22 protein-coding genes and 5 pseudogenes are annotated in these 19778 nt (G+C 34.9%); 7 read left to right on the top strand and 20 right to left on the bottom strand.

The window, feature by feature from the left end:
- Positions 1 to 333: 333 nt before the first annotated feature.
- From F601_RS0102345 to F601_RS13030, 4 genes and pseudogenes are all read right to left on the bottom strand, one after another.
- Positions 334 to 690 (bottom strand): hypothetical protein, encoded by a 357-nt coding sequence (locus F601_RS0102345; RefSeq protein WP_018164066.1) that lies wholly within the window; start codon positions 688 to 690, stop codon positions 334 to 336.
- Positions 687 to 1052, bottom strand: a pseudogene (locus tag F601_RS12205) (plasmid mobilization protein). The gene F601_RS0102345 and the pseudogene F601_RS12205 overlap by 4 nt, the downstream one beginning before the upstream one ends.
- A complete protein-coding gene (locus F601_RS0102335) occupies positions 1045 to 1335 on the bottom strand; it encodes a DUF5962 family protein (protein ID WP_000158582.1) in 291 nt (96 codons plus the stop codon). Before F601_RS0102335 ends, F601_RS12205 begins: the two are co-directional and overlap by 8 nt.
- Before the next feature lie 10 nt (positions 1336 to 1345).
- Positions 1346 to 1531, bottom strand: a pseudogene (locus tag F601_RS13030) (phage replisome organizer N-terminal domain-containing protein); the annotation flags it as partial.
- On the opposite strand from F601_RS13030, the pseudogene F601_RS12200 reads away from it, so the two are divergent.
- Positions 1525 to 2184: pseudogene (locus F601_RS12200) on the top strand (site-specific integrase); the annotation flags it as partial. The pseudogenes F601_RS13030 and F601_RS12200 overlap by 7 nt on opposite strands.
- A gap of 591 nt (positions 2185 to 2775) precedes the next feature.
- Here the strand turns inward: F601_RS12200 and F601_RS0102320 are convergent.
- The 4 genes and pseudogenes from F601_RS0102320 to F601_RS12795 form a co-directional block, all read right to left on the bottom strand.
- Positions 2776 to 3234, bottom strand: a complete 459-nt coding sequence (locus F601_RS0102320) for a GNAT family N-acetyltransferase (protein WP_018164062.1) — start codon at positions 3232 to 3234, stop codon at positions 2776 to 2778.
- 109 nt (positions 3235 to 3343) lie between these two features.
- Positions 3344 to 4660, bottom strand: coding sequence for an FAD-containing oxidoreductase (locus F601_RS0102315; RefSeq protein WP_018164061.1), 1317 nt, complete (start codon positions 4658 to 4660; stop codon positions 3344 to 3346).
- A gap of 302 nt (positions 4661 to 4962) precedes the next feature.
- Entirely contained in the window at positions 4963 to 5208 is a 246-nt protein-coding gene (locus F601_RS0102310; protein WP_018164060.1) for a DNA cytosine methyltransferase, read from the bottom strand.
- 123 nt (positions 5209 to 5331) lie between these two features.
- Positions 5332 to 5514: pseudogene (locus tag F601_RS12795) on the bottom strand (transposase); the annotation flags it as partial.
- Here F601_RS12795 and F601_RS12195 point away from each other — a divergent pair.
- Together F601_RS12195 and F601_RS0102295 are read left to right on the top strand one after the other, a co-directional pair.
- A pseudogene (locus F601_RS12195) lies at positions 5504 to 6118 on the top strand (site-specific integrase); the annotation flags it as partial. The pseudogenes F601_RS12795 and F601_RS12195 sit on opposite strands and share 11 nt — an antisense overlap.
- 439 nt (positions 6119 to 6557) lie before the next feature.
- Entirely contained in the window at positions 6558 to 6869 is a 312-nt protein-coding gene (locus F601_RS0102295; protein ID WP_018164057.1) for a hypothetical protein, read from the top strand.
- Between the two features lie 195 nt (positions 6870 to 7064).
- On the opposite strand, the gene F601_RS0102290 is transcribed toward F601_RS0102295, so the two are convergent.
- Positions 7065 to 8288: an MvaI/BcnI family restriction endonuclease gene (locus F601_RS0102290; protein WP_018164056.1), complete on the bottom strand. Its 1224-nt coding sequence runs from the start codon at positions 8286 to 8288 to the stop codon at positions 7065 to 7067.
- Positions 8289 to 8741 carry a helix-turn-helix domain-containing protein gene (locus F601_RS0102285; RefSeq protein WP_018164055.1) on the bottom strand — a complete coding sequence of 151 codons (453 nt, stop codon included), beginning with the start codon at positions 8739 to 8741 and terminating at the stop codon, positions 8289 to 8291.
- A 197-nt stretch (positions 8742 to 8938) separates the two neighbouring features.
- Between F601_RS0102285 and F601_RS0102280 the strand changes: the two genes are divergently transcribed.
- Together F601_RS0102280 and yaaA are read left to right on the top strand one after the other, a co-directional pair.
- A complete protein-coding gene (locus tag F601_RS0102280; RefSeq protein ID WP_018164054.1) occupies positions 8939 to 10483 on the top strand; it encodes a DNA cytosine methyltransferase in 1545 nt (514 codons plus the stop codon).
- Between the two features lie 330 nt (positions 10484 to 10813).
- Positions 10814 to 11008, top strand: coding sequence for a peroxide stress protein YaaA (gene yaaA, locus F601_RS13450; RefSeq protein WP_248678551.1), 195 nt, complete (start codon positions 10814 to 10816; stop codon positions 11006 to 11008).
- Between the two features lie 107 nt (positions 11009 to 11115).
- On the opposite strand, the gene F601_RS12190 is transcribed toward yaaA, so the two are convergent.
- From F601_RS12190 to F601_RS0102225, 10 genes are all read right to left on the bottom strand, one after another.
- Positions 11116 to 11880, bottom strand: a complete 765-nt coding sequence (locus tag F601_RS12190) for a DUF6287 domain-containing protein (protein ID WP_248678549.1) — start codon at positions 11878 to 11880, stop codon at positions 11116 to 11118.
- A gap of 188 nt (positions 11881 to 12068) precedes the next feature.
- Positions 12069 to 13235, bottom strand: a complete 1167-nt coding sequence (locus F601_RS0102265) for a DUF6287 domain-containing protein (protein WP_026183070.1) — start codon at positions 13233 to 13235, stop codon at positions 12069 to 12071.
- Positions 13236 to 13934: 699 nt separating this feature from the next.
- On the bottom strand, positions 13935 to 14222 hold the full coding sequence (locus tag F601_RS13445) for a DUF5960 family protein (RefSeq protein WP_018164050.1): 288 nt from the start codon (positions 14220 to 14222) through the stop codon (positions 13935 to 13937).
- Positions 14215 to 14580, bottom strand: a complete 366-nt coding sequence (locus F601_RS0102255) for a hypothetical protein (RefSeq protein WP_018164049.1) — start codon at positions 14578 to 14580, stop codon at positions 14215 to 14217. The genes F601_RS13445 and F601_RS0102255 overlap by 8 nt, the downstream gene beginning before the upstream one ends.
- On the bottom strand, positions 14580 to 15995 hold the full coding sequence (locus F601_RS0102250; RefSeq protein ID WP_018164048.1) for a Y-family DNA polymerase: 1416 nt from the start codon (positions 15993 to 15995) through the stop codon (positions 14580 to 14582). Before F601_RS0102250 ends, F601_RS0102255 begins: the two co-directional genes overlap by 1 nt.
- Before the next feature lie 4 nt (positions 15996 to 15999).
- Positions 16000 to 16686: a LexA family transcriptional regulator gene (locus F601_RS0102245; RefSeq protein WP_018164047.1), complete on the bottom strand. Its 687-nt coding sequence runs from the start codon at positions 16684 to 16686 to the stop codon at positions 16000 to 16002.
- A 10-nt stretch (positions 16687 to 16696) separates the two neighbouring features.
- On the bottom strand, positions 16697 to 17563 hold the full coding sequence (locus F601_RS0102240) for an ImmA/IrrE family metallo-endopeptidase (protein WP_248678553.1): 867 nt from the start codon (positions 17561 to 17563) through the stop codon (positions 16697 to 16699).
- A gap of 116 nt (positions 17564 to 17679) precedes the next feature.
- Positions 17680 to 17940, bottom strand: a complete 261-nt coding sequence (locus F601_RS0102235) for a hypothetical protein (RefSeq protein ID WP_018164045.1) — start codon at positions 17938 to 17940, stop codon at positions 17680 to 17682.
- A 31-nt stretch (positions 17941 to 17971) separates the two neighbouring features.
- Positions 17972 to 18154: a helix-turn-helix transcriptional regulator gene (locus F601_RS0102230; RefSeq protein WP_018164044.1), complete on the bottom strand. Its 183-nt coding sequence runs from the start codon at positions 18152 to 18154 to the stop codon at positions 17972 to 17974.
- Positions 18155 to 18228: 74 nt separating this feature from the next.
- A complete protein-coding gene (locus F601_RS0102225) occupies positions 18229 to 18582 on the bottom strand; it encodes a helix-turn-helix domain-containing protein (protein ID WP_018164043.1) in 354 nt (117 codons plus the stop codon).
- 613 nt (positions 18583 to 19195) lie between these two features.
- Here F601_RS0102225 and F601_RS12185 point away from each other — a divergent pair.
- Both F601_RS12185 and F601_RS0102215 read left to right on the top strand, forming a co-directional pair.
- Positions 19196 to 19357, top strand: coding sequence for a hypothetical protein (locus F601_RS12185; protein WP_018164042.1), 162 nt, complete (start codon positions 19196 to 19198; stop codon positions 19355 to 19357).
- Positions 19358 to 19461: 104 nt separating this feature from the next.
- Positions 19462 to 19755, top strand: coding sequence for a hypothetical protein (locus F601_RS0102215; RefSeq protein WP_018164041.1), 294 nt, complete (start codon positions 19462 to 19464; stop codon positions 19753 to 19755).
- The last annotated feature ends 23 nt before the right edge of the window (positions 19756 to 19778 follow it).

The raw sequence follows: 19778 nt of genomic DNA, 5'->3' as shown, positions 1-19778 counted from the left end.
TAAATCACCTGATAGGTTTGCAAATATTGAATTTAATCGTATTGAAATAAAAAGTTAGTTTAGCAATTAATAAGATTTTTAAGACAGGGGTTTGGGGATTCTCCCCAAAATAAAACATACCATCAGTCAAAAAGCATCAATCTGACCTTTACTGATTTTTGTTTTTTGCGATAGTGTGTATACACTATCTGAGCTCGCAAAGACCTAAAATTATGTTTTTGTATCAATTCTAAATTCCCCGTGCCAGACACGGTGGCTGACATTGTCAGACAATCATTTTTTAGAAGGACATAAGAAAACCGCAGATAAATTCCTGCTGTTTCATTTACTTATTTAATGTTTAGTAGACTTCTTTTTCAGGTTAACTGAGAGTCCCTTTCCCAATTCATCCAATAATTGAGTTATCAACTGACCAAGTTCTATAAAATTCTGTTGTGAAATATTTCCAACCTGAGTTGACAACTTGGCAATCCTATTAATTGATCTGCCAATCTGAATGAATCGCTCTGTCAGTTGCTCATACTCTGGAAAATTAATCGTCCATGATTCAATCTCTTGGTTAAATAATTTCTTTCTGGCAAAAGCGGAAAAGTTTGACTCTTTTTCATTAGCCATTAATGCTAACAATCTTTTATTCTCATCCTCAGTCAAAAAGACTTGCTTCACGATATTTTTAATTCTATTTTTCATTCATCCACTTTTGATAGTAACCTCGCCTTTTTCGTTTTATGGTATTTATGGAACGATTTTTCATATTTTTCAATCATTTGAACACTGTAAGTCATAGCTCGTAATGCTTGAAGATCCTGAGATTGCTCTGCTATCCTTGCTAACTGATTGATATTATTTTTAATTCGCCTCAAAGAAAATATCAAGTCTTCAAATGAAGTTTCATCAAATACCACAACAATAGGGAATTTCTTAAATAACATTTTCCTAGCATAGTTAGAAAAATTCCTTAAACTTGTATAACTGATAAGCTAGTTTAGCGTTTGATTCTGCGATTTTGTGATATAGAATTTTTTCAGAACTGTTCGATAACGCTCAACCACGATAAATTCTCCTTGTGTATTTTTCTGCCTGAGACACATCGTATTCCCTCAAATATTCTACAAGTTCCTGATAATCTTGCAACAGCCCTTCTTCTAAATTTGGGAAGTCATTTTCTCTACTCTGGATAATAATTTCTAATTGATTGACAATTTCTCTAATTGAGAAACTATAATCCAGGGTTTCTTCCTCATACTCTGCTTTTAACCCTTGATACCGTTGTAACTCTTCTTCTGATTTAAAACCAGCGACTAGCATATTCTCCAATTGATAATAAATTGTCATTCTACTCTCCTTATCTCTTTTGGTAAAACTTTCTAGCATTTTCATGAGCAATTACCTTAGCTTCCAATAATCGCTCATCTTTTAGGCGCTCCATAGAGCTCATTAAATAGGCTAATGGTGACTCTACATCATTAGGAATACAATCTATCATTCCCAAGACTTCATCAGAAGTCATATAGCCTTCGCTTAAAAACTGTCAGTGAGAACTATTGGACAGTTAACGAGTTGCATCATTTTTTGACAATCATTTTAGAAAATGAACCTTATAAACATTATGCACTATTTCGATTACTAGCATACAGCGGGTTACGAAAAGGAGAGCTCTACGCCCTTAAATGGGAAGATTTTGATTATGAGAATCAACTATTAACAGTTAGCAAAAGTTTAGGAAGAATAGATGGCCATGCCATTGAAAAAGGAACTAAAAATACATTCTCTGTGCGCTCTATCTATCTTGATGATGAAACCTGTACTATCCTCAACAAATGGAAACAGGAAACTAGCAGAGAAAAGTGGCAATTATCAGTACAGCCTCTTTCTCTCGACAAAGAATTTATGTTTACATACTGCAACCGAGATGGTGAGATAGAACCCTTACACGCTGACTATATCAACAATATTCTAAAACGTATTATACGTAAGCATAATCCTAAAAAGATTAGCCCACATGGGTTTCGACACACTCACGCAACCTTGATGATTGAAATGGGAATTGACCCAGTCAATACTGCTAAACGCTTAGGCCATGCAAGCAGCCAGATGACTTTAGACACTTATAGCCATGCTACAAAAGCTGGTGAAAAACAGTCAATTACAAAATTTGCAGAGTATCTTAATAAGGCTAAATAAACTAGATTTATTGCTCAGCTTCATATTGACCAAAAACCAAGTCTCGAAAGATTACCAAAAGGATTACCAAAGCACTTTTTTCATCAAAAAAGCACCTTGCGAAAACTTCGCAAAGTGCTCTGAAACGTTGATATAACTGAATATTAACGTTTTGAGAATTGTGATGCCTTGCGGGCTTTTTTGAGACCTGGTTTCACCTTTTCTATTTTGAGTTAGCGTAAATAACCTATATTTCTGGCTGCTTTTGTTATTAAGTTTTATCAATCATTCAACTAATTTCAAACCATTTCACTTGAATAAGGTGAACTTTTTATGCCTATAACATTAATTAAGGTGAAAATAATTTTGAAGCATTTGAACAACTTTAGATTCGTATGAAACTTCATTTTTGAGAGATATTTTATGAAATAAAATCTTTGGATATATTTCAAGAAATAGTAGATTTTTATTGGTATCAGTCGGACTTTAAAAAATATCATTGAGAGAAATAAACCATCCCCCTATATAGAATTAGAAATTGTAGTCCGGTTTGAACGGCCAATTTGTTATATGTGACTCTTACATCCATTTACACAAACAATATGTCAATATTTATTTTTTAACTGTTTCTCCAACCTGCACATCTTTACTATAAAACACCAAGCGTTCGATTTCTTCAAAGCCATTTTTTTGGTAAAAAGCTTCCGCTGGCATTCCTCTATCGGTCAGAAGAGACAGATAAGCAACCTTATCGTCCAGTTCCTTACTCAAATGATCTAGCAGAGTAGAACCAATCTCTTGCCCGTGATAGGCAGGCTTGACACCCATTTCATGGATAAAAAATTCATCACCTGACCACCAAGATCGCTTGACTCCGTAGATAAAACCAATGATGTCATCTCCATCCATCGCCAGATAGCCTTGGAAATTGGGTGTCTGAAAAAACTCAGTTATATAGGTCAAAGCTCTTTCAAAGGTCCACTGGTCATTCCAGGGTTCGTCATTGAAAATCTCCACAAAGACCTGGGCGCAGGCTCGTATGTCTTTTTCAGTTAGTTCATTAATAGTCATATTATCTCTCATTTTACAAAATCAACCTTTTTATTTTACCATTTTTGAGGTGAAAAATCAGATTAGAACCACAAAAAAACGAACTACAAAGAGCTCGTTTTAGGGGAGATTAAAAATTAAACACATCATTCAAGTTTTCAGCCAAGGTTGGGTGGGTGAAGACTTGGTTTTTGATGTAGGTATATGGGATTTTGTTATCCATTGCCATTTTAATGAGGTTGATGATTTCGTGGCTGCCTGCGCCAAAGAGGGTTGCACCAAGAATTTCAGCAGTTTCAGTGTTTACTACAACTTTGAAAATTCCACGGAGGTCATTGTTGACGTGGGCGCGTGGCATATTGGCTACTGGGAGCTCATTTGCCTTATATGGCAATCCAGCCTCCTGCGCAGCTTTTTCCGTCAAACCGACCTGTGACAAAGGTGGCTCAATAAAGAGTGAATTTGGTACATTCTTGCGGCTTTGAAGATTGTAAGTGCCATTACCTGTCAACTTGCCAAAGACGATACGGAAGTCATCGAGGGAGGTGTAGGTAAATTGAAGTCCACCGTTGACATCGCCGACAGCGTAAACACCAGGAACAGCTGTTTCACAGAAGTCATCCACTTGAACAGCCCCACGCTCTGTAACCAAGATGTCGGTATTTTCAAGACCGAGACCTTCCGTCGCTGGTTTGCGCCCCATAGCATACATGAGCGCATCAAAGACGTACTCAGTGCCACTTTCGGTCACGACTACTTCCTTGCCACGGTTAGCGACTGACTCTACTTCACTTCCAAGAACAAAGCTGACGCCATCTTCTTCCAAGTACTGCTGAGCCAGTTTAGCCGCAACTTCTTCGTATCGTCCAAGAAGAGCTGGCGCAGTTTCGAAAACAGTTACCTGGCTACCGAGACGAGCATAGAGTGAGGCAAATTCAAGTCCGATATTACCCCCACCGATGATACCTAGGCGTGCTGGTTTTTCAGGCAAGTTTTGAATGCCAGTTGAGTCAACAACGTTTTTAGATTCCAAGAGACCTGGAATTGGAAAGACATTTGACACCGCACCAGTGTTGATGACGATAGTTTCTGCTGTCAGCTGCTCCGTTTCCTCACCAGCAGACACTTCGATAACCTTGTTTGAAACAAACTTAGCATGAGCATTAATCAAATCAGCTCCGCTATTTTCCAAAACCATCTGGTTCTTATTACGAAGACGGGTTGTGACCGTATCTTTGAGTTCCATGGCTTGATCGAAAGTCAAATTGTTTTCAGCTGCATGGATAAGGGTCTTGGTTGGAATACATCCGATGTTGATACAAGTCCCGCCGTAGTTGGCCGCATTTTGCTCAACCAAGGCTACTTTTTTACCCAAGGCAGCCATTTTACCAGCAAGGGTCTTCCCTGCCTTACCAAAACCAACGACAATAACATCATATTGTTTCATAGATAAAAATACAAAGAGCGTAAAGCTGTTTTGGGCCAGGAACCATGTCAAGTTATCCTGTTTAGCTACTTCTCACAAGAATTGATAAACTACCCAAACACAAAGCCTCTCTCGCTCTTTCCTTTCTGTATATAATCTTCTGAGTTGGCTACTTCTTAAAAACCAATTCAATTACCTAAATTCTACCAAAGTTTTAAAATAATGTCTTAGATCTGCTACAGCATATTTATTATCACTCAATATAATAATTAGAATTTTCCTTATGAAAACACATCGTTTACAATCTCAAAAAACAACGTTCCTTACGTCTCATGTCCAAACCCTTCTCTTTTTCCGATATTGGAAAAAAGCTGATAAGGAAATCCAGCAAGCAGCACATCGTGTTTTGGTATGTCCTCTACATTAATTTTGGTAATGCCTCCGAATGGTACTTCGCCATAATTAGCTTTATAAGTCTTTGCAGAAAATTTATCCCATTCTGAAGAAAATGCACATCTGGTATTCATATCTTCAAAGCCTTGACGAATATCGGCAACACCGGCAAACAAATCTATAAGGGAACCTCTAAAAACATCAATAGATCATCAAATTTGTCTTGAATCTACTGTTTACTTCTTGCAATTTATTATTTGTGAGTCTTACTCAAGGCTATTTCCCAATTTTTGGGCGCACTAAGCCCATGATTTCAACCCTAGTCGTTTGATCTGTTCAAATCGAAAGATATTATAGAGGAGGTTGGTTAAGGTCACATTTGTCTTTGCCCTAGCCATTCCAATCCCTCTAAAGGTACTTCCCTTCATACTATTTTCAATAAATCCGAAAACATGCTCAACTCGACAACGCACTTTGACAATTATTTTGGAAAATGAACCCTATAAACATTATGCGCTATTCCGATTATTAGCTTATAGCTGATTACGCAAGGGAGAACTATATGCTCTCAAGTGGGAAGATTTTGATTCTGAGAATCAACTATTAACAGTTAGCAAAAGTTTAGGAAGAATAGATGATCATGCCATTGAAAAAGGAACAAAAAATACTTTCTCAGTCCGCTCTATCTATCTTGATGACGAAACTTGTTCTATCCTCAACAAATGGAAACAAGAAACTAGCAAAGAAAAAGGGCAATTATCAGTACAACCTCTTTCTCTCAACAAAGAATTTATGTTTACATACTGCAACCGAGATGGTAAGATAGAACCCTTACATGCTGACTATATCAACAATATTCTAAAACGTATTATACGAAATCATCATCTCAAAAAGATTAGCCCACATGGTTTTAGACACACTCACGCAACCTTGATGATTGAAATGGGAATTGACCCTGTAAATACCGCTAAACGTATAGGTCATGCTACCAGCCAGATGACTTTAGATACTTATAGTCATGCTACAAAATCAGGAGAAAAACAATCTATTAAAAAGTTCGCGGATTACCTCAATAAAGCTAAATAGTCATTCTAGCTTAACCACTCTCAAAACTAGGCCTCAACAGATTACCAAAAGGATTACCAAGGCGCTTTTTTCAACAAAAAAGCACCTTGCGAAATCTTCGCAAAGTGCTCTGAAACGTTGATATAACTGGATATTAACGTTTTGAGAATTGTGATGCCTTGCGGGCTTTTTTGAGACCTGGTTTGTCAGGGTTGAATTTCATAATCTTGAAAAAAGCTTTAATCACAACTCGTAAACGTTTTTACTGTTCAAAAAAATTGAATAAATTTCATCTAATTTGAAATAACTCAGTTAACTTCTTTCCTATTTTCTTGACATAATTTAATTCATTTTTCTTTATATTCATTATAGCATATATACCACTAAATCCTGTAATGCTTTTGACATCATTACTAACATTGTTTACAATAAAACTAAATATACTTTAAGGAGAACTACCATGACAAATTTTGAAGAACTTTATGATAACTTGGAAGACTTTATTTCTAATCTTGAAATTCTCTTAACCAAGAATATATTTCACGGTGAATTTCAGCAAACTGTCAAAAACTTCGGAACAGAACTATTCAATCTTTGCAAGCAAAAGCAATTTAATATTGAATCTGCTGACATTCTAACTTTACCCTCATTTGTTGAACTATTTAATCATACCCCAAAACAGTCGAAAGGTTATCTTACTGCAAATATTGAAAGCTTCTTTTCGGATATAATCGAACCTACCAAAAATGAAATCGAATTAAAAAAAGATTGAATTCATAACTTTCATTTAAGCCTAGTTTGGCTAGCTCATCATCTTTAACGTCTCTCTTTTAAAAAACCTCCTAAAACGTATGACGTTGTATGAGAGTACCATATCTACCATCATAAAGTAATCTATCGTTTACAATATTTTCTGTAAATCTCATTGCCTCAAAGTTCTATCATACTTATCTTGCATTCTTTATTCCTAGTCTGATAACAAATTAATCACTTCTGAACTACCAAACAATTGATTTCGTTGCTTGTTTTTCACACGCCAGGCGTTCCCATGATTTTTCCCAGAATATTTCCCTTCTTTAGTAGTATATCCTCGCCAATCATATGTTACGACACCCGATTTTATCAGGGAGATAAACGTCATAAATTGAGGTGAACGAGTGAGCTCTGCTTCTACATATTTAAATTCACCAATATTACCACTCATTCTTCTTTCCGCCTTCACCCATAATGTTGCTGGATGTTTCAGGTGTAGTTCATTTTCTAAATCATCAAAATTCCAATAACCAGCTTTATGACTACTACCGTTTTCTGCCTTTCTGATTTCAACGGTACGGTCATTTTCATTTACCTCTAGATAAAAACCTTGATTATTTTGAGGAGCATTTTCAGAACCAATCGTAATATAGAGGCTACTCATACCTGGATGCTTATCTGATTCATACCCATAATATCTTGCAAATCCTGAAACCCTACTACGGTCATTGGGTTCAAACTCCTCTACGGGTGTCCCATCAAATTGGGGTCTCAATGTAAATAGTGTATCGAGCGTTTTTGACGTTTTAGATTTTAACTCTATAACGCCTTCAAAATCAGCATCCTGTCGATTATTTGTTTCAATTCCTAGCAAAGACTCTAGTGTATCGCCAGCATCTTTCGGTGCAATCTTCCCAGCTCCTTTAGAATTTGGGTGAAAGCCTTGTGAGGCAATTTCTTTAATACTAGGAAGCAATCTTGTTAGAGATTCCTTTATTTTGTCTACACCAAAGACTGATGATAATTGAATATCTTCAATCATTTCAGTTGAAAGATTGATGGTAATAACTTTATCTTTATCAGGATTAACAGTAATATAAATTAATTGACCAGGTTCTACTTGGTCTTTAAATTTTTTCCCATAAATCCAAAATCTTTCATCACCTCTTGTCTTTGCTCTATAGCATGACATTTTTGTTTCAAAATCAGCATTTTTTCCAACCACCTTTGCTTGAAGTATTTTTTTCTCACCTTTTTCAAGTTTTGAAAAATCTAACAAGCCATATTTTTTTAGAATATCTTGAACAAAAACATTTGCATCAATAATTCTTTTACCGATCATTGTGTCTGTTAGCCTTATAATTGTATAGTCTTTACTATTATATTCATGAATCTTTTCAATATAAGAAAGTTCATCTTCATATGGCTCAAATAACATCTACTTTACCTCTTCAAAAAGTTTTTCTATCGGCACCTCTATTGAATTTGCTATTTTCAATAGTGTACGTACCTGTGGATCTTTTGTTTTTCCATTTAATAGGTCACTAATCGTAGACTGACTAAGACCCGATTCTGTTCTAATAAAATAACGATATCTATCATTGAGTTTATTTTTTACATTGATAACAAAGCACTCTAGGTATCTTTCTGCTGTATAGTCCGTATCAAAGCTACCATAATCAACCTGACCACGTTTAAATAGTTTTTTAAAATCTACATTCAAAGCTTTAGCCATGCTTACTGTAATTGCCAATCTGGTTTCAAAATTAGTATTCCTTGAAAGCAATTTGGCAATAGACTTTCTTGAGTACCCTGATATTTTGCTTAATTCAGAGATACTTAGGTCTCGTTTGGTTCTGATTTTATCTAAGTTGTTAAAAATAATCTCCATAACTACTCCTGTAGGTTATATTTAATGATATTTTACTGTAATACCACGCTTTATAATTCGGTAAAGGTATCTTTTTATCTGGTATATTGTTCTTCAATGTAATTTACGAATATATCAACGAGGGCTAATTTAGCCTCCATCCTGGACTTATCAAATACTTTTTGATATAATTTATTAAGAAAGAAAGAGGTAAAACGATGCCTTACGCAATTGATTTATTTTCTGGAGCTGGCGGTTTTAGTGAAGGTATTCTTCAAGCTGGCTTTAACATTATTTTTTCTAGCGATAAGAGTCCAATGGTTGAGGAGACTTATGTTAATAGACATAGGCAATTGGGTCTTATTGAAGGAGTTGATACTCACTTTGAACTTGCTGATATAAAGGATTTGACTTCTGAGTTAATCTTCGAAAAAATAAACAATCTAAGATATGGTCCTATTTTTGAGACTGGTAATGTAGATGCAATTTTTGGTGGTCCTCCTTGTCAAGGTTTTAGCCGTTTAGGTAAACGAGACGCAAGTGACCCTAGAAATATGCTCTTCCATGAATATCTAAGAATCATCCGAGACATTAGACCTAGGTATGTTGTGATGGAAAATGTTACTGGCATTCTCGACATGTTAATGTTAGACTTTCCAAGTGTGCTAAACGATGAACTATACCTTGGTCAAAGATTGGTCAAAGATATTTTAAATGATGAATTTGACGGTCTCGGATATACCTTGCTAGATGTAAAAGTATTAAATGCATCCGAATTTGGAGTTCCTCAACAACGTAACCGTGTTGTCTTTTTAGCATATCGAAACGATGTTGCTCCGATTGAATATCCTGAGTCTGAGAATTACCCTACTGTTACTGTATCTGATGCTTTAGGCAACCTATACAATGAAATACATTACGACTCAGACTATTCAATTGAACGTATGAATGGTGTCACTCCAAACGTTAATGGCGATTTCATTCCTAGAGATGAAATCAAGAATATGGAAGAATCACGCCATGACATTATCGTTTCACAACGCTTTGCTCTTTATAGACCTGGAGAAAATACTCGAGCGGTAATTAATCGCCTCAAGAAGGAAGGCATCAATCTTCGTGATAATTCACCTGAATTATTTAACGAAAGTCTCTTTCAAGTTAATTCAGAAGCAAACTTTGTTATCATACTTGAACAGCTCAGAGAACTTGGTATTTACCAAGACAGGTTCAAGGAGAGTCGCTGGGTGCACTTTACAAATAGACAACTCTCTCAACTAGCTATATTAGACCCAGACGGTAATGAATTTGCTTCAATTATCAAGTCACTTTCAAATCGCTTAGATTCAAGTATAGAAACAACTTTACATTTCTGGGATTCAATAGAAGATAATTTAAATCAATATCTTAATGAAGAAGCGTTTCATGAGATTCTGGTTGACGGTGAGTTTACTGATAGAATCGGTGAAGCCATCTTAACCAAAAAATCTATACGTACAAGACTTAACCCTGATTCTGTGTCCCCTACAATGGTAACATTACCAGATGACTTTATTCATCCTTATTTTAACCGTGTTCTGACTGTTCGTGAGATGGCTCGTATGCAATCATTTGATGATAGTTTTGAATTTCTCGGTAAAAGAACTACAGGCGGGGATAAACGATCTCAGGAAACACCTCAGTTTACTCAAGTTGGAAACGCCGTTCCTCCTCTACTCGCAAGAGCTATTGCTGAACAAGTAGCCATTGCAATCAACCAAAATTAAAATCAGTCAATTTGACTGATTTTTTCTATATCATAAACTCTCCGAAAAATAAGTCTTTTCGAGAAAGAAATAATCTAAACTCTATTTTCAGTTTCTAAGATAATAAGAAAATTTCAATCATAACCAAAAAAATTTTTTAGGAAAAAAATGCCAAAAATGTACTTTATTAACGACAAAACTGGAAATTTTTTCAAAAGTACATTTTCCTATTTAAGCGGAGCGACATTATCTTGATAACCACCTTCGTATCGCTACTGCCTTATACGGTTTGGTTTAATCAGTCCCATTTTCTCTCCAAATATCCGTAAACCCATGGTTAAAATTGTCTTTATGGAAAATAGAAACGGAAAGCCAAAAGTTCATTCAACTATTTCTAAAAAAGGACGAGGTCGTTTGATCTCACTAATGGCTGAAAAGCAAATTGAAACCATTGAGCAAATCAAACACCTAACCTTTGACGGCTTCCAATCCTCACCAGAATTATCCCAATACCAAACCCTCACCTTTATCCGTGAACAAGAATAACATCCCAAAAATAAAAAGCAAACGAATCGTTGGTTTGGTTGGTTTTTATTTTTGGGATGTTATTTTCGATAATAATATACATCTGCAGGGAAATCAGTAAATTGTTGTCATACAACCAACCTTGGTTTTGAAGTATCTGAATAATCTCCTAATGGATTTTCAACACCAATTGGAAATAATCCAATCGCAAATCCTCCTGGAGCTCCATTGTTAGAACCAGCTGCTAAATAAACAAGTCTGTTATCATTCTTACCTGCCGAACGGATTACACCATCTTCGTTAATTGTCCCATCAGCACTGATAGTCAACGTATCGCCTTTGCCATTAACCCATTTTCCGACTAATGATTCGTAATTTCCACTAAGTATCTGATTAACATCTAAATCATCAGAATTTGCTTGTTCAGATACTAATGGTTGCCAAGCAAGCACACTAAAATCAAATGTCTCTTTATTTTTTACATCAAAGTAATCCGTTAATTCCACATCTTTACCAATCGGTACAGTAGCACTTTTTATAGTATCAATACCACTATTATCTGCTCTCAATTGATACTGGGTATCTTCCATTTCTGTTCCTGTTGACATCCACTTAGCAGTAATAATCGTTCCATCTGTGTAAATATTTGTAGCTTCTCGATAACCACCACTTGATGCAACATAACTTTGTGCCAAATAGTCAGCTACTCCGTTATTATCATAATAAAGAGCCGCAAATTCAACTGTTCCTGTAGACTCCCAGTACCGTCCAGAAAATAGTTCATCCTGACCATTCCCATCGATATCATAATAGGCGTAATGCGTCGCTGGAGTATCACTTGTATCATTTCTAAGTTTTTCTAAAACGATATCATAAATACTATTATTACTCATCGTTTTCTCATTACCTTCAGTTTGTGATGAACTAGAAGTCGAGCTACTACTTTCATTTGAACTAGTATACCAACTGCCAGTCGCCGCTTGATTACTATCTTTTTTAGAGCAACCAAACAATATCGATAATCCCATCATTCCTAGCAAAGCCATCTTTTTCATCTAAATTTTCTCCTTAATTAATTATACTATTGGAGATAATAATAGGCGTCAGCTGGTAAATTATATACACCATTTTGGGTTGGTACAATTCGTGGTTTAGAAGTATCCGAATTATCTCCTGTTGTCTTAAAACCAACCTTAAGCAATGCCAATAAACCTCCAGTATACCCATTACTGACTCCAATATAAGGAACACCATCACTTTCGTACCTAAAAGCACCACCCAAACTTCCTTTACCTGACCTTCCATCTACTGTGCTAACGATTAAGCCATCACTTTGAATAATGAGAGTCTCACCTTTGCCATTAACCCATGTTCCGACTAATGATTCGTAATTTCCAGAACTAATCGCAGTTAAATCAATATCTTTGACTGATTGTTGTTCTTGATCATAAGCTGATTTTACTCGAAGAGCACCTGACCAAACGTAACATACTTTTCCATCAAGGGTTACTTCCTGCCAAGTTGAAATATCATTATATTTATCACCATTAACGTAATCAGATACTTGGATAATATCACCCTTTCGTCTTGAATCAATAATATCGGAATTTAAGCTTGGTTTTGAACGTAGATTTACCTCATCTACATTAACAACATATTCTGTTTCATTAGGTTTTCCATGAAAATAGACTTGTATTGTTGATTTATTTTCTTCTCCTGTTGTTAATACTTTATTCTCTTCATCATTGCTATATCCATATAATACTTCCGTCTGGTTTTCCGAAGGGGTAGCTGAACCATTAAGTCTCTCAATATTTTCAGAAGAAATATTAATTACAATCTTAATACGTGGCATAACTGCTGTTCGACTAGGTTCTTCACCATTTACGGTCATATTTCCCGAAGTGACATAGGTTTGAATAGAATCCGATCCTTTATACTCTTCGATTATGTATGTCCCTATCAGAGGACTTCCTTGATTATATGCCATTAGCTCTGCACCAGATCTATATAATATTGCGGTACCATCATTATTTAATGATAACCCTCCAACCATTAATGATGATGTATTAGCTCGGACATAATAATACTTATAATTTAGGTACCATTCACTATAATCTTTACTCTCTTCTTGTGATGATATATTACTACTGCTAGAAGTTTGTATTCTTTCACTACTTTGCGTTGTTTTAGTATTATTTGATTCCTGATGACAGCCTACTAGTAATAAACAAAAAAAATAAAACAAGCTTTTTTCATAATAATCCCTCTTTTTTCTTTCGCTTTATACTCATTATATCATAACAAATGTTCCTCTGAATAAATTATAGTAACTTTCTAAAAATGTTAAAAATTATGGGACAAACCCAGAAAAAAGTGAGATACAATAATTATCTCACTTTAGTTTTAATATAAAATTCTAAGATTTTTAGACGACTCACGTCGCCTTTTTTGATATTCACGCAAATACTATATCTTGTGGTTGGTGTAAACTGGTATATAGTTCCCAAAATTTATATAAAATGACACATTATCGTCTTCAAAAAGTGTACATTTGAACCTACTTCCTCTCCTCTATTTTCTACTACATTTTGTACAATTGAATTTCCACCATAACTACAATATACTCACCCAGCTCTGTACATTATTAGTGTTTAAAATAAAGTACAAAATAAAAATAAAGTACATTTTTCAATCTATGTACTTTATGATTCTATCCCTGTATTATCAGGGTTTAGACCATGTTAGGTCAATTGTTCATAAATTTTTAGTTTTCCGTTATAACAGACTTTTCTAAAAACGTCCATTATAACGGAAGTCATTCTTTGGCAAAAAAGAAATAGCCAATGCATAATGCAATGACTATTTCAAGGAGATTATGAAAAAGAAAAGTTTTAGGGTTGATTGTAGTATAGCCATACGAGCTTAAAATTTCCTAAATTACAACCTAACATAGTTTTAGCTTTGTACTTTGTCCCACGTATCGAAATATCCTGACGTTTTTGTTATCTCTCCCCAAAGATACTTGGAACTGAAAATAATGGTCTCGTCCATCAATTGACTTTTCCTTATTGAGCTTGAAATAGTTTTTATGAGATAATAGAATATCATCAATGATAAATGTGAGAGGCGTTCCATCCGCTGAGTGACGATAAAAATCTTCTTCAAACTTGATATAGCTCTCTGAAAAATAGTCTATCTGTAGCTTATCTTTATATAGTTCACGCCTATCCACTTTCCATTCCTCCTTCTGCTAATTGAATATCTAGAATAGTCTCAACTTCAACCAAATGAAACCTACTATCCGATTTAATTACAATTTCATCTTTGGATATTTCCGTCACCTGTCCATGATAGGTGACTTTTTGATTGTGTGTTTTTACAGTAAATTGTCCTTCAAGTTGACCTGCATAGAGTTGTGAGATAAGTGTTAGCTTATCAAGCAAACTAAGCTCATCTGAAAATTTTATTTTATATTTCTCTTCAACTAGAGACGTAGTATGCTCAGATAAGAAAAAGCCCATCCATTTCATCATACCACGGTCTTGATGTTCTCTAGCTGATTGAAAAGGTAAATAACTTCTATCTATCACTAGTTTAATCCATCTAATCCTCCAGCTGAATGACCACCAACTAATTTACTTCTTGCGATTACTCGTGACCCTTCTGCTAAAGCATTAGCTTTTAGTAAAGAAGTAAAACCAAATTCTTGTCTGATGGTATCAATCGCAGACTGGATCCTTTCTTCCTTCTCGATTTTTTCTACGTCGTCAAATAATGAAATAAGTCCAAAAGATTCGTCTACTAATTGTGAATAATAAATACTAGTACTTCTAACAGCACCAAAACTATACTTTTTATGGAAAAGCGATAAGACATGATTTTTTAAAGTTTCTGTCTGATTGGTTGGCTCTATCTTCATCTGTGCATGAATACTCTTCTTATTCTCACTACGTGAATAACCTACTCCAATGGAAACACATGTCGTCTTCTTACCAGCTTTTCTGAGTCTAACCGCCACTTGCTCAGCCATTTCTGAAAGAACTATTTCAATCTCTCTTTGTCTGATATAGTCTCTTGGTAAAACTTGTGAATTCCCTATTCCATTTGATTTTGGATTATAGGGTTTAGGGACATTGCTTTCATCAATCCCATTAGCGTGGAAAAAGAGATCAACACCATTAATGCCTAGATGAGCCTTAAGAATATCTGGATTACTGTTTGCAAGTTCTTTAATAGACATGATTCCTAAAGCATTGAGTCTTTTTTTCATTCGACTACCAATTCCCCAGAAATCTGTCATTTCCTGGATACCCCATACCTTAGATTCGACATCTTCGTAAGACCAATTAGCACGCATTGTCTTTGTTTTCTTAGCTTCGTTGTCTAATGCTAATTTAGCAAGTAAAGGGTTGCTATTTGACATGCCTACTGTAGAGAAAATACCAGTTTTTCTATAGATGTCATGTTGAATTTTACTAGAAACAATATCTAGCTTTTCTTTTTTAGATATTGTTTTGTCAGTCACAAAGTAATTGAGTGATCCTGTTAAGTCAATAAACCCTTCATCAATTGAATAAGGGAGAATATCTTCTGGGCTACCATAGTTCTTTAAAACACGTTGAATTTCTATGTTTTTCTCAATATATAAGCTCATGCGAGGTGGGACTATAAAAGTAACTTTTGCCCATTCCTCTATATAGCGAATATATTCTGGTGTAATCTCAAGACCTTGTCGCTTGGCGTTATAATAAAAAAACTTTCGGATATGAATATCAAAGGGTAGGTCATACACCCGCCCTACATTACTCTTACCAAAGATTTTCTTAAACATAGGTGATGAAGCTAAAATTAAGCCATTCGAATTATCTGCTCTACTCATTACGCATAAGGAAGTTTTTAATGGATGTAATCCACGCTCTACACATTCTACACTGGCATAGAAGGACTTCATATCAATAAAGGCAATGTCACTTTTAGGCTCTCTTGAATAGTTAAAATAGCCCATGAATCTATCCTCCTACAATTGGCATGAAATGACCAATGATTTTACCAACAATCCTTGGATTATCTTCTGCCGAGGCAAACATATCAGGATAATCAGTATTGAGCGATACAAGGCGGTACCCGTCTTCTTCTAGATAAACTTTCTTGATATAGGCTCTCTCATTCCAAACGACAGCATAGACAGCGCCATCATAGTCAAAGCCACCTTCTCGTATAAGCGCTACTTCTCCACTCAGATATATTGGTTCCATAGAATCCCCTTTAATCCAAGTAGCAATATCATAGCTATAGTCCTCATCCGCAAAGACTTCAACCGACTCTGATTGATCATAAATACTTTCCCCTAGACCAGCTGACAATTCAATATCATCAATAACCTTAATACTGTATAGGGAAACAACCTTGTTTTCTTCCTGAACAGTTAGTAGTTCTTCTGCATAGTGTTCAACCTTTTCACGATTAAGTGAATTAAGCTGTAGGTAAGTATTAACAATTTTATATTCTGATTCAAAATAGCTGCTAGATACCCCTAGAATATCAGCTAACTTCTCAATATTTTGACTATTTGGCTTAGTCTTTCCACTCTCCCAAGCAAAATAAGACTGGCGGGTAATATCTAACTCCCTAGCTATGTCAGATTGAGTAAGTTTTAATTCTTTGCGCCTTTGCTTTAGCATTTCTGGTGAAAACATATCTGCCTCCTTAACTTAAATAATATTTATTTTTAGCTTTTTGATAAGCTACTTTTTCTGTTAGTTTCTTTTTATCCCATGCATAAAAGATCGTTTTTCCCCTATCATAATATGCCCAAGTTCCAATAGTTTTAGAAGTAATCGCATTTCTAAACTCTATTTGAGCTAATTCTGCCACGTCATCATCAGTAATAAACCCTTTTTGCTCTATTAAGTATATAGATCTTTCTTGTGGAATAGGTTCATAAGATTGATAATCTTGAACAATAATATCATGAAACTCAGTAAACACATTAATAATTTCTGAATTAGCTCCAGACTGATAGTGTAAAACAATACTTTGTATCAGTTCTTTTTTTCCACCTAATAAGTGACTTAAAAAATCTATCAATCTAATACTTAGAGTTTCAGTGGATACGTATAGAGAGTTAGCAACTTCTTGAAAACTCAATTTTTGATAGAAAACTTTAGATAACAAAACAATATCTGGCATGAGAAGGCAAGCTGAAAAATAGTTTGCTTCGACTTCTTCTAGAGAAAATTGAGGTTCTTTCAATTCAGTAAAGACACTTCCTTGATGACCAAGTAAAAAATGTCCCAACTCATGACATTTAGTAAAGTTTTGGCGGACAGTAGGATTTTCTTTTTCATAAGAAAGTGAGGTTCTGCCTCTACTATCTATCAACGTTAGACCATCAATTTTTCGCATTGAAAAGTGATGATCTAATACTTTGATATCATTCTCTTTAACCACATGATTAAAAAAATCTTCAAACGTGTAGGTCAACAAAGATAATTTTCTGAGCTTAATGAAGGGATAGAGTTGTGATTTTACAACTGAACTAATCTTTGAAAAGGTGGTTTCCAAATACTTCACCTCCTTGTCAGTTTTTAAACTGACATCATTATATAAAAAAAGTGGACAATTGTCCACTTAAAAAGTATTCATACTACTATTTTACAGAGATAAAAGATTTTTCATTATGAAATCCATTAAAAAGCTTTATGATCTGTTTTTCCTCTTTCAATTGCATTACGCTCAAGTACTTTTATATCTTCGATTTCACTTTCATGTAATTTTATTTCATAGTCAAACTTACTAGAATCTTTAGAATCAACTAGAATATAAGGTTCATAACTATCGTCAGCAAGACTATCTAACTTATAAACCACTCCTTTAATAACTTGTCCCTTCTTAGTGATAAAAAATGCTCTATCTCTAATATTAAAATCAAGGTAAAGGCGTTTTCCCATAAAATACTCCCATTATTTCGTAGTAATAAAATTAAGGCGAAACAAAATCATCTAAACTTACATTGAAATAATCCGCTAATCTAATTGCTGTTTTTAAGAACATATCTGTTTCACCATTCTCCCATCTTGCAATAGTGCGTACTGGTACATCAATTGCTTTAGAAAGTTGTACACGTGTCATTTCTTTAGTTTGTCTTAATTCTTTTAATTTCATCAGTTTCCTCACTTTCTCTCTACTATATTATTCGTAATAGAAATTGAAAAAGTAGAAAAAAGTAAAGAATTTTTTTATTTGTTATTCTCATCAAACAATTTTTGGCGTTCTTTCATAAATTCTAGTAATTCTTGCTTAAAAATTGCTTTTTCTTCATCTGTCATATCAAGTGATGTAGCACGGAAAAGCATTTCTACTTCTGACAGCTCATCTTCTTCTACTGTACGATAGTCTGAATTACCTAATAAATAATCTGTTGATACTCCAAAGAATTTAGAAAACTTCTCTAAGGTTTCAGAACCTGGTTTCCTTTTACCTTTTTCCCATGCTAAATAAGCTGGTTGAGAAATACCAAATTTTTCAGCCATATCTTTTTGTGTTAAATTTGCCTCTAAGCGTAGGGCTTTTAAGCGTTCTGGGAATCCCATAGATGACCTCTTTTAAAAATTTTTTAGTTTTTTTGATAAAAACGGTTGACAATATAAACAGAAGTATATATAATATAATTATAAACATTAGTTTATAATGGTTTCAAAAAAATAATAAGCATTACTTAGAAACCAAACAATGTCCCTTGAAATCCTAATAAAAAATGTGCGTCTGACAACCAGAGGACTGACCGACAAACACACACTATACTTCGTACCTATATTGTATCATATTTGTCAAATTCGTCAAGTCCGTGTACTGGTTGGAGTTGGATTCTACACTTTAGTAGAAACCCATACGCATATCGGACTTTAGCACTTTTCCGAATAGTAAAGTGAACTGGCTTCGCCAACAGGCGTAAGAGAATCGTGACAGGGATGATAATGACTCCTGAATGATTGGCCGGGAAACCGATGGTAATTGACGTCATGCACCTGACTAAACGTTGCCACCGTGAGAATAGTTTTGGCTATTCTCAACCAAATAACATTGATGAAAACTTGCCATGACAAGACTGGAAATCTCCGAGCGAGCTTCATCTCTTAACACATATGCTACTAGATTGTTGAACTTTTAATAATCTAGTAGTCTTTGTTATTTGGAAAGGACATTATGACTTATTGTGAACAAAAACTAAATGCTATCTATCAAAATTTCAAATTCTCCTATCACGTTTATGATCGTGACCCACACCTTCTGCGCCTGCTTTATAACCAAGCTCTAGAGCGCCTGACCCAACAATTGAAGAAATTAAAAGAAGCTTCACTATCCTAATGGTGAGATTTTATTTTACGGCAACACCTACCGCCATCTCATTACCCAATACTACAATTCTCAAGCTTTGGCTTGATTTTTTAATACCCTGAAAGGAAAACTTTATGATTAAAGAAACTCTTAAAATGAACCCTGACTTTATCGGCACTGCTCTTTATGAAAAATTGGGAAACGCCCCACGTACCGTCTTTGGCAAACAAGGGCAATTTCAACGTCATGAAGTGGTTAATGAAAAACACTTGCAATTCTATGTGATCACACCTGCAACTGCTCAAGTCTTTGAAGAAGATGCTGAAGTGGAATTGGTTAACCCTATTTTCTACCCAGATGCTATTAATGGTCGTGATATGGCACCTGCTCTTAACGTCTATGCAGACAAACTAATTGTTAAGAAATAAAACAGATCAGTACCTAAATTAAA

Origin of the sequence: Streptococcus henryi DSM 19005, assembly GCF_000376985.1 — a bacterium.
GTDB lineage: Bacteria > Bacillota > Bacilli > Lactobacillales > Streptococcaceae > Streptococcus > Streptococcus henryi.
This window is presented reverse-complemented; position numbering and strand designations above follow the sequence as displayed.